At 49.8% G+C, this 7137-nt stretch carries 5 protein-coding genes; all 5 read right to left on the reverse strand.

Annotated features, from left to right (window positions below):
- Positions 1-216 precede the first annotated feature (216 nt).
- The 5 genes from C4S71_RS22070 to C4S71_RS22090 all read right to left on the reverse strand — a co-directional run bounded on the left by C4S71_RS22070 (position 217) and on the right by C4S71_RS22090 (position 6951).
- Positions 217-1902, reverse strand: coding sequence for a long-chain-fatty-acid--CoA ligase (locus tag C4S71_RS22070; RefSeq protein ID WP_304481849.1), 1686 nt, complete (start codon positions 1900-1902; stop codon positions 217-219).
- A 37-nt stretch (positions 1903-1939) separates the two neighbouring features.
- On the reverse strand, positions 1940-3538 hold the full coding sequence (locus tag C4S71_RS22075) for a GMC family oxidoreductase (RefSeq protein ID WP_103970576.1): 1599 nt from the start codon (positions 3536-3538) through the stop codon (positions 1940-1942).
- A 27-nt stretch (positions 3539-3565) separates the two neighbouring features.
- Positions 3566-5020 (reverse strand): aldehyde dehydrogenase family protein, encoded by a 1455-nt coding sequence (locus tag C4S71_RS22080; protein WP_103970577.1) that lies wholly within the window; start codon positions 5018-5020, stop codon positions 3566-3568.
- A 51-nt stretch (positions 5021-5071) separates the two neighbouring features.
- A complete protein-coding gene (locus C4S71_RS23060) occupies positions 5072-5590 on the reverse strand; it encodes a rubredoxin (protein ID WP_011783984.1) in 519 nt (172 codons plus the stop codon).
- Between the two features lie 137 nt (positions 5591-5727).
- Entirely contained in the window at positions 5728-6951 is a 1224-nt protein-coding gene (locus C4S71_RS22090) for an alkane 1-monooxygenase (RefSeq protein WP_103970578.1), read from the reverse strand.
- Positions 6952-7137: the final 186 nt, after the last annotated feature.

Raw genomic sequence — 7137 nt, forward strand, 5'->3', positions numbered from 1 at the left:
GGCGCATACCGCACTGGAGCAACTGTTTGCGGGGGAGGTGCCAGCCTTCATGCAGCAAGAAGCCCCGACTCAGCCAACCGGTGCTGAATAGTTACACGAGACTTTACTATTTATTTTATGTTTCATCTTTTTGTTATCCTTTTAGGTATTAATGCAAATTGGCTTTAAGTAAAACTATGATTTTGCGTAATACAAATGCCAAGTATTTGATACTAGTTAGCTTGCCGGTTGATTGACTAACACTTTCCCATATTCAGAACGCAGCTTGTTTTTTAATACTTTCCCAGTGGCATTGCGTGGCAATGCTTCCACAAAAATCACGCGATCCGGGATCTGCCACTTGGCAACTTTCCCCTGGTAATGAGTAAGAAGTTCCTCCTCAGTAATATTTGCGTCGGGCATTTTTACTGCCAACAGGATTGGGCGTTCATCCCACTTATCATGGGAGGCCGCCACCACGGCAGCTTCATTGATGGCAGAATGGCCCATTGCGATTCCCTCCAATTCGACTGTCGATATCCATTCACCACCAGATTTAATAATATCTTTTGAGCGGTCACGTATTGTCATAAATCCATCATCATTGATCGAAGCAACATCACCTGTCTCGAACCAACCGTCTTCCTCAAGAGTCTGATTTGGTTCAACACCGAAGTAATCGGCTACCACCCAATGACCACGGATGCGGAGATTTCCCTGAGCAATGCCATCTTCGGGCAGTTGATGACCGTCTTCTCCTACAATTTTGAGCTGCACCCCGTAGGGAGGCCGTCCCTGGCTTTCACGGATTTTGTTTCTTCCTTCCTCCGAAAGAGTATTGTGTTTCGACAGCAGTGCGTTGACGGTTCCGATCGGTGATGTTTCTGTCATTCCCCATGCATGGACCACTTCTACGCCATACTTACCACGAAACTCCGACATCATTGAGGGCGGACAAGCGCTACCCCCTATCACCGTCCGTTTAAGCGACTGTGCCGAGGAGCCAAGCTCGTCCAAAGCCGAGAGAAGTCCCTGCCAAATCGTAGGCACACCCAGCGCAATCGTTACGCTTTCTGAATCGATCAGCTTGACCAAACTTTGCCCATCCAGGCCAGGACCAGGCAACACCAGTTTGGCTCCAACCATCGCCGTAATGTAGGGTACCCCCCACGCATTTACGTGAAACATAGGAACAACCGGCATCACCACGTCCCGTGCCGATAAATTCAGTGCGTCGGGTTGAGCAGCTACCAGCGCGTGCAGAACGGTGGAGCGGTGTGAATAGAGCACCCCTTTGGGATTTCCGGTGGTGCCCGATGTATAGCAGAGGCTTGAGGCCTGGTTTTCGGCGATTTCAGGCCAATTCGCGTTAGGCGTTCCTCGCTGGAGAAACTCTTCATAAAACAACAAGCCTGGAAATTGCGCTGCAATTTCTTCGTCCGGTTCGGACATCAATACAAATTTCTCAACCGTCTCCAGTCGGTCTCGGATATTTGAAACAATGGTAAGGAACGTTTTGTCAAAGAATATGACTTTGTCTTGAGCATTGTTGATAACGTAAACGAGTTGTTCTGGAAACAGTCGCGGGTTAATGGTGTGACACACCATCCCGCCACCAGAGATGCCAAAGTAACATTCCAGGTGCCCCACGTTATTCCAACAAATGGTCGCGCACCGATCCCCCTGGACATAGCCTGCCGTTCGAAGCGCTGACGCAAGTTGTCGCGACCGCTCCGAAACAGTTGCCCAGTCAGATCGACTGGGATTTCCATCCGTTCCTATCGACACAATCTCAGCGTCTCCATGGTAGCGAGCAGCATGGTCGATCAAGGAATTCACGGTGAGCTCCATGTTCATCATTTGGCCAAGCACGTTTATCTCCTGTCGTTTTTGTAGTTGGTTGACGCGAGTATCTGGCGTCATTAAGGTCCAATGTAGAAGGCATAATCCGGGTTTGAACCTAAACATTTCCCAAGAGGATGTCGGCTGCATTTTCGGCAATCATCATGGTGGGTGCGTTGGTGTTACCGGCAACCAAACTGGGCATTATCGAGGCATCGACAACTCTTAGCCCTTCAATCCCTCTGACTTTTAATTCCGGATCAACGACTGAATCCGGGTCCGCGCCCATGCGACAGGTTCCTACGGGATGGTAGATTGTCTCTGCATTTTCGCGGATAAAGTCTGCAATCTGGCTGTCCGAAGACACCGAGCTTCCGGGCTTAATTTCTCGTTTACTATGTAAAGCCATCGTCGGCGCCCCGAGTATCCGCCGTCCAAATTTAACGGCCGAAATCATTGTATTGATGTCTTCGGGGTTACTGAGATAATTGGGCTGAATCAATGGGTCGGCCAATGGGTCAGGGCTTTTGAGCCCAATAAAACCGCGGCTTCTGGGCATTAGATCGCAAATATGCAAGGTGTACCCATACCCGGCCATCACTTTTCGCCCATGATCCTTCAGGTAAGTTGGCAAAAAGTGGAATTGCACATTGGGCCGTTCGCGCGAGGGTTCGGATTTAACAAAGCCTCCGGACTCGGCAACATTACTGGTAAGAAATCCACGTCGCGCAAAGATATATGAGAAGAATGCACCCACCCCCCGAAACAGGAAACTGGGGGCAACACCAATAGGCAAACGTGAGTTCGCCGCGTGCATCAGCGTAATATCCAAATGATCAACCAGATTCTGGCCGACTTCAGGAAGATGATGCACAAGGGGGATCCCGTGTTTTCCGAGCTCTTCGCTATCACCGATTCCCGAAAGCATAAGTAGTTGTGGTGAATGAACCGCACCACCAGACAATATGATTTCACCGCCGTTATTGAGTCTGAGCTGGCGATATTCGCCCCCCTGGTTCAGTGTCACGCCGACTGCCCGCTTACCGTCCATTACCACCCGGGTTACCCGCGCGTCCGTTAGCACATCAAGATTAGGCCGGTTCTCCGCGACACGCAGAAATGCCTGCGCTGAACTCCAACGGCGACCATTTTTTTGTGTCACCTGGTAGAGTCCCAATCCCTCTTGCGTCTCTCCATTAAAGTCCGTGTTTATCGGGAGCTCTACATGAGGTGCCGCTCGAACAAAATCTCGACTCAACGGATTGACTGATTTGAGTTCACTTACGGTGAGCTCACCGCCCTCCCCATGGTAAGAATCTGCGCCAAAACGTTTATTATCTTCCAGTCGACGAAACAATTTTAAAGCGCGATCCCATCCCCAGAGGTCTGTCCCGGCAACTTGACCCCAGTGGTCATAATCGGCTTTGTGACCTCTGATATAGACCATGGCGTTGATAGAAGAGGACCCGCCAAGTGTTTTCCCACGAGGCCAAAACAGGCGGCGCTCCTTCAGATGTTCTTGAGGTTCGGTTTCAAGAGCCCAATTCAGCTTTTTACTATTGGAAAGGAGTGCTATACCTATAGGCATATGTATGAGTGGATTTTTATCCTTTGGGCCCGCTTCTAGCAACGCTACTCGCTTTGAAGAGTCCGCCGTAAGCCGATTGGCCAATACACAGCCCGCCGATCCCGCACCGACAATAATGTAATCGTACATAATAACTCTCTTATTATTTGATTATACTCAGCCCAGAATACGAACAGCAGCCTCTATAAGACGCCGGACCCAGGCTGTATAGGGTGGAAAAAGAAGATGCATAAGAGAATGTTTATCCTCCATCAACGCCTTTTCATGCGAAAAAGCGCGGAAACCGTATTCACCGTGTGCCGCCCCTATCCCGGAATTATTAACTCCACCAAACGGCAGGCCCGGATGTAGAAAATGCACCACTGTAAGGTTGACTCCTACAGCGCCGGAGCTCGTTCGCTCGATAATATCCGTGGCAAAAGCCTCGTTTTTGTCGAATATGTAAAGCGCAAGCGGTTTAGGGTTATCGTTGATTTTCTTGATAACCAGATCAATATCGTCGAATTCAATAACGGGTAAGATCGGGCCGAATAACTCCTCACGTGAAATATCCATGTCGCTCGATACATTTGAAATCAACGTCGGAGCAATAAAATTCTCTTCAGCATCTGTAATACCACCTTCGAAGACGTTTGCGCCTTTGCTTTTGGCATCATCTATCAGGTTTGACACGCGCTGAAAATGACGGGCATTTACAATCCGGCAATAGTCAGCCGTCAATTTCCGGGCTTCAGGTGTTTTTCCGTAGGTGCGTCCGATTTGCTGTTTAAGCGCGTCATTGAATTGGTTCGCGATACTTCTGTGTACAAAAACATGGTCCGGAGCGATGCAGGTCTGGCCGTTATTGGCAAACTTCCCCCAGACAATGTATCTGGCAGCCTTTTTGATGTTGGCATCTGGACCTACAATGGTCGGGGATTTCCCCCCCAGCTCCAGTGTCACCGAGGTAAGGTTCCTGGCGGCAGCCTCCATGACCAGCTTGCCGACCGCGGGGCTGCCAGTGAAGAATATGTGGTCGAAGGGTAAGGCCAAGAGTTTCTGTGCCACCTTGGCATCACCCTCAATCACGGAAACCAGATCGGGAGGGAAGGTTTCGGCGACAATGTTGGCAATCACCTTTGAGGTATGTGGTGTCATTTCCGAGGGTTTAATGATGGCTCCGTTCCCTGCAGCCAACGCTGAGACGAGAGGTCCGAGCGCAAGATTGAGCGGATAATTCCACGGTGCAATAATCAGGCACACTCCCTTTGGTTCTGGCCGAACATAAGATTTCGTGCCCAGAACACCAACGGATGCAGCCACTCGCTTCGGACGCATCCATTTACGCAAGTGTTTTTTAGTGTGTCGAATTTCCTGAAGCACCGGCAGGAGTTCAGTTAATTTGACTTCTGGAGCGGGTTTTCGAAAGTCCGCCGCGCAAGCCGCAATGATGTTTGATTCGTAGCGTTTAATTGAATCCCGCAGCTGGTCGAGCTGCGCTATTCGAGCCTCCAAGGTAAAACTTCCTCGACGCGCAAGTTGTGCCCGCTGTAGGGCCGCGAACGTTGAATCAATCGTATCGCTGGTTGACACATTGGGCAGCCCAACCTTCGCCAGACTAGCAATCTGCATTATAAAATCACCTCTTGCCGAACGAGACTGTTGTTATTTTCCATCGGATTACTAGTCTTCATAGAGGACATAGTCCTCTTTTGTGGCACCACAGTCCGGACAGCACCAATCGTCTGGAATATCTTCAAAACGAGTGCCGGCAGGGAAGCCTTCGGCTTCATCTCCGAGAGCTTCATCGTAGATATGGCCGCAAGTGATGCAGACCCACTTCCGATAGGTATCTTTTTGAGTCGAGTCTTTCGGCGATTTTGAAGAGTTAGGCTTGGGTTTCGCTTTGGGCTTTGTTTTATTTTTAGCTGAAGGAGTAGATGCGCCCGTTGCTTTCTGCGATGCTCCCTCGGTCTTAGCTTGGCTGGCAGGGCGGACCGCTGTATTGGTTGCGGACACCGAAAGTTCCGGGTTCGCTTCTTGAAGCGCAACGAAGTCAACCTTATCCCTGACGGCACAGTCTGGACAGGACCAGTCTTCAGGAATTTTTTCCCAGGTCGTTCCTGCAGGAAAGCCTTCGTGCGGATCACCAACCACTTCGTCGTATACATAACCACAATCAGGGCATTGATATTTAGCCATTTAGAGCACCTTTCAAACGATATTATTGTCTTTGTTTTGGTAGCGCCCGACGCGCACCCTCTTTCAGGTGCACGTCAGAGGCTCTTTTTCTGCAACGTAAATAAAGTAAACGAGGTATATAAGTTCCGATTAGCCGATCATTTAGCCGCGGCGGTATCGACTGATTCAGAATCAGTCCCACCAAATTTACGCTCATAGAATTCACGCTTGCCGGGTTGAATCTGAATCTTATCGAGATCTCCTTTAGCCCAATCCAGCACCCGGTGGTCCATTATCGAGCGGAACCATGAGGGAAACATTGCGGCCAGGAACATCCCGGGATATCCCGATGGTAAGGAAGGCAGGTCTTTGAAGTCGCGAAGCGATTGATAGGACCTTGTAGGATGGGCGTGATGGTCGGAATGTCGTTGCAAATGAAACAGAATCAGGTTCGACATAATATGGTTTGAGTTCCATGAGTGGTGCGGTTGTTGACGCTCATAACGTCCATCCGACATCTTCTCGCGCAGCAATCCGTAATGCTCAATGTAGTTGGCGCTGGTCAGCTGCCACCAGCCAAAGGCCATTTGAATGGGCAAAAAGATCAGCATTAAGGGACCAAAAAACGCCAGCAATCCCGCATAAAGCACAGCGGTCAAAATCATAGGCTGAAGTACTTCGTTCTCCAGGCTCCAGACACTTTTTCCACTACGGCTGAGGCGTTGCTCTTCCAGAGCCCATGCCCGCTTGAAAGCACCGGGAATTTCACGCAGTGAGAATGCGTAAATGGACTCACCCATGCGGGATGTCGCCGGGTCCATCGGTGTTGCCACATCACGGTGATGCCCCTTATTGTGCTCAATGAAGAAATGACCATATCCGACCACGGCGAGGGTAAGCTTGGCCATCCAACGGTCAAACGTTTCTTTTTTATGGCCAAGTTCGTGGCCTGTGTTCAGGGCCAGACCATTCACGATTCCCAGGGAAAGGGCCAATGCCAGAAACTCGAAAACATTCATTGGTTGCGTGGATACCCACCAGGCACTGACAACCAAGGCGGCATAGTGAATAGGAACCGTCAAGTAGGTCAGTACCCGGTAGTAACGATCCTGTTCAAGCCGAGGCACGGCCGACTCGGGGGGGTTGGAAAAATCCTCTCCAAACATGGCATCAATCAAGGGAACTGCGCCATACCAAAGGATCAACACCAATCCGTACCAAATGCTCCATCCAGTTTGGGATACCAAATAAAGGCCAATAAGAGGCGTCGCTGGCCACAGCACAGAAAGGACCCACAGGTGGCGTTTTCTGTCCACATAGTTTTCGGCATCAGGCTCTTTCTGAAGAGACTCTGTTGTTAAGACATTTTCTGAAATTGACATTAGGATCACCTTATTGTTATCAGATTCATCATTTTTCTACATGTGCGAACACCGAGTTCCTCAGGTGAACGGGCTAGTTGTGCACACCTACAGGATTTGCTAGAACTGGAAATCGAGCAACTACTCGAATAGGTAGTTTTCGCACTAGACATGAGTTAAGCTCAAGTCTTGTGTATGGAGGGAAGT

Origin of the sequence: Billgrantia desiderata, assembly GCF_900108215.1 — a bacterium.
Taxonomy (GTDB): domain Bacteria; phylum Pseudomonadota; class Gammaproteobacteria; order Pseudomonadales; family Halomonadaceae; genus Halomonas; species Halomonas desiderata.